A 3,865-nucleotide genomic window follows, 5' to 3' on the forward strand; every position below is an offset into this window, starting at 1 on the left:
AATACATATCAAGGAGCTGCACATGAAACTGCTGGTGGTCGAGGACGAAGCCCTGCTTCGCCATCACCTCTACACCCGCCTGGGCGAAAGCGGCCATGTGGTCGAGGCGGTCGCCGATGCCGAGGAGGCGCTGTACCAGGCCGGGCAGTACCACTTCGACCTGGCCATCATCGACCTGGGCCTGCCCGGCATCAGCGGGCTGGAACTGATCACGCGCCTGCGCAGCCAGGACAAGACCTTCCCCATTCTCATCCTCACCGCTCGCGGCAACTGGCAGGACAAGGTCGAGGGCCTGGCCGCCGGTGCCGACGACTATCTGGTGAAGCCGTTCCAGTTCGAAGAACTCGAGGCACGCCTGAACGCCCTGCTGCGCCGCTCCAGCGGCTTCACCCAGTCGACCATCGCCGCCGGCCCGCTGGTGCTGGACCTGAATCGCAAGCAGGCGACGCTGGACGAGCAGCCCCTGGCCCTGACTGCCTACGAATACCGCATCCTCGAATACCTCATGCGCCATCACCAGCAGGTGGTGGCCAAGGACCGCCTAATGGAGCAGCTGTACCCGGGTGACGAAGAGCGCGACCCCAATGTCATCGAAGTGCTGGTCGGCCGCCTGCGGCGCAAGCTCGAGGGCGAGCACGGCTTCAAGCCCATCGACACCGTGCGCGGCCTGGGCTACCTGTTCACCGAGCGCTGTCGATGATCCGTTCGCTGCGGGTGCGCCTGATGCTGGCGGCCGCAGTGCTGGCGCTGCTGTTCATGCTGGCGCTGCTACCGGCCTTGCAGAAAGCCTTCAGCCTGGCCCTGCAGGAGTCGATCGAACAACGCCTGGCCTCGGATGTGACCACGCTGATTTCCGCTGCGCGCATCGAACACGGCCAACTGCAGATGCCGACGCTGCTGCCGGACGAGCGTTACAACCTGCCGTACACCGGCCTGCTCGGCTATATCTTCGACCGCGACGGCAAGCTGGTCTGGCAGTCGCGTGCCACCGCCGCGCAGAACATCAACTACCGCCCGCGCTACGACGGCCGTGGCAACGAATTCGCCCGCATTCATCAGGCCGATGGCGAAGAGTTCTTCGTCTATGACGTCGAGATCAAGCTGCTGGGTGGCCAGAGCGCCGCCTACAGCATCGTTGCCCTGCAACCTGTGCGCGAATACCAGCACACCCTCGATGGCCTGCGCGAAAAGCTCTATCTGGGCTTTGGCGCGGCCTTGCTGGCGCTGCTGGTGCTGCTGTGGGCCGGTTTGACCTGGGGCCTGCGTTCGTTGCGCCGGCTCAGCCGCGAGCTGGACGACGTGGAGTCGGGTGTACGGGACGGCCTGAGCCGCGAACACCCACGGGAGCTGCTGCGCCTGACCGGTTCGCTGAACCGCCTGTTACGCAGCGAGCGCGAGCAGCGTCAGCGCTACCGTGATTCGCTCGATGACCTGGCGCACAGCCTGAAGACGCCGCTGGCGGTATTGCAGGGGGTGGGCGAAAGTCTGCAGCAGCGTAACGGCGAGCGCGAGCAGGCACGTGTGCTGCAGAGCCAGATCGAGCGCATGAGCCAGCAGATCGACTACCAGCTGCAGCGTGCCAGCCTGCGCAAGAGCGGCCTGGTACGCCATAGCGTGTTGCTGCGGCCGTTGCTCGACAGCCTGTGCAGCACCTTGGCCAAGGTGTACCGAGACAAGCGGGTGGACGTGACGCTGCAACTGCCCGATGAGGCGCAGGTGCCGATGGAGCAGGGCGCGTTGCTGGAGCTGCTGGGCAACCTGCTGGAGAACGCCTACCGCCTGAGCCTGGGCCAGGTGCGCGTGAGCCTGGAGCAGGCGCCTGGGCGGTTGACCTTGTGCATCGAGGACGACGGGCCGGGGGTGCCGGCGGACCAGCGTGAGCGGATTCTGGAGCGTGGGGAGCGGCTGGACAGCCAGCACCCGGGGCAGGGGATCGGGCTGGCGGTGGTCAAGGATATCGTCGACAGCTATGACGCCGAGCTGAGCCTGGGGGATTCGCCCCTGGGCGGCGCGGCGTTCAAAATCACTTTCCATCTGGATTGATTTGTAGCCTGTACCGGCCCTTTCGCGGGTGAACCCGCTCCCACAGGTACTGCACAGGTCCTGAGCCCCGCGGGCACCCTGTGGGAGCGGGTCTACCCGCGAAGAGGCCGGAACAGGCAAACCGCAATGGGCGGATTCCCGCCAATGCCCCTGTACAAATCCCGCCACCGGGCGGAAATCCGCCAGCCTTCCTCAGGAAAATCGCCCCGTCGTTGGGCGTTTATCCCTCACAAATACAGCCTTTGCACCCTTGATGGGCATTTTGGCACCACCCTTGCTATTGATCCTCGCAGAGGCCTGCCCAGGCAGCTCGAACACAACGACAAATCCCTCCGGGTGCAGGAGGGTTAGCGATTCAGGTGCCCCATCGCCCTGGGAAGGGTGAGCCGGCACACTTGAGGAAAATTAGCCATGACGACACGTCAGCCGCTGTACAAATCCCTGTATGTCCAGGTGTTGGTCGCCATCACGATCGGCATCCTGCTCGGCCACTACTACCCGGAGACGGGCGTCGCCCTCAAACCCTTGGGTGACGGCTTCGTCAAACTGATCAAGATGGTCATCGCTCCGATCATCTTCTGTACCGTGGTCAGCGGCATCGCCGGCATGCAGAGCATGAAGTCGGTCGGCAAGACCGGCGGCTACGCGCTGCTGTACTTTGAAATCGTCTCCACCATCGCGCTGATCATCGGCCTCGTCGTCGTCAACGTGGTCAAGCCGGGCGCTGGCATGCACATCGACGTCAGCACCCTGAACGCCAGCAGCGTGGCTGCCTACGCCGCCGCCGGCGCGCAGCAGACCACCGTCGGCTTCCTGCTCAACGTCATCCCCAACACCGTGGTCGGCGCCTTCGCCAACGGCGACATCCTGCAAGTGCTGATGTTCTCCGTGCTGTTCGGCTTCGCCCTGCACCGCCTGGGCAGCTACGGCAAGCCGGTGCTGGACATGATCGACCGCTTCGCCCATGTCATGTTCAACATCATCAACATGATCATGAAACTGGCCCCGATCGGTGCCTTTGGTGCGATGGCCTTCACCATCGGCCAGTACGGCGTTGGCTCGCTGGTGCAACTGGGCTACCTGATGGCCTGCTTCTACATCACCTGCCTGCTGTTCGTGCTGGTGGTGCTGGGTGGTATCTGCCGCGCCCACGGCTTCAGTGTCCTCAAGCTGATCCGCTACATCCGTGAAGAACTGCTGATCGTGCTGGGCACTTCCTCCTCTGAGTCGGCCCTGCCACGCATGCTGGCCAAGATGGAGCGCCTGGGTGCTAAGAAGTCGGTGGTTGGCCTGGTCATCCCGACCGGTTACTCGTTCAACCTCGACGGCACCTCGATCTACCTGACCATGGCTGCGGTGTTCATCGCACAAGCCACCGACACCACCATGGACATCACTCACCAGATCACCTTGCTGCTGGTGCTGCTGGTGGCTTCCAAGGGCGCTGCCGGTGTTACCGGTTCGGGCTTCATCGTCCTGGCTGCCACCTTGTCGGCCGTTGGCCACCTGCCGGTTGCCGGCCTGGCGCTGATCCTTGGCATCGACCGCTTCATGTCCGAAGCCCGCGCCCTGACCAACCTGGTTGGCAACGCCGTTGCCACCGTGGTTGTAGCCAAGTGGGTGAAGGAAATGGACAACGACAAGCTGGCATCGGAGCTGGCCTCCGGTGGTGCGCCGCTGGTCGATACCCGTCCGACCGACGACCTGGGCGTGGCTGAAGGCCCGGCTCGCTGATCGCGGGATAGTGAAAAGAAAAAGGCGACCTCAGGGTCGCCTTTTTTGTGGGTGATTATTGTGCTTTCAGGCCCGGCCCTATCGCCGG

Annotated in this window: 3 protein-coding genes; all 3 read left to right on the top strand. The window is 63.8% G+C overall.

Features of this window, described 5'->3' with window-relative positions; genetic code table 11:
* The first annotated feature begins 22 nt into the window (after positions 1 to 22).
* The 3 genes from ACK1U9_RS15385 to ACK1U9_RS15395 all read left to right on the top strand — a co-directional run bounded on the left by ACK1U9_RS15385 (position 23) and on the right by ACK1U9_RS15395 (position 3,777).
* Positions 23 to 700 carry a response regulator gene (locus ACK1U9_RS15385; RefSeq protein WP_025340281.1) on the top strand — a complete coding sequence of 226 codons (678 nt, stop codon included), beginning with the start codon at positions 23 to 25 and terminating at the stop codon, positions 698 to 700.
* The gene (locus ACK1U9_RS15390) at positions 697 to 2,043 is read left to right on the top strand and encodes an ATP-binding protein (protein WP_153671176.1); all 1,347 of its coding nucleotides are present in this window, start codon (positions 697 to 699) and stop codon (positions 2,041 to 2,043) included. The genes ACK1U9_RS15385 and ACK1U9_RS15390 overlap by 4 nt, the downstream gene beginning before the upstream one ends.
* 411 nt (positions 2,044 to 2,454) lie before the next feature.
* Positions 2,455 to 3,777: a dicarboxylate/amino acid:cation symporter gene (locus ACK1U9_RS15395; protein ID WP_019098118.1), complete on the top strand. Its 1,323-nt coding sequence runs from the start codon at positions 2,455 to 2,457 to the stop codon at positions 3,775 to 3,777.
* The last annotated feature ends 88 nt before the right edge of the window (positions 3,778 to 3,865 follow it).

The sequence above is a fragment of the Pseudomonas sp. XP1 genome, from assembly GCF_053557675.1.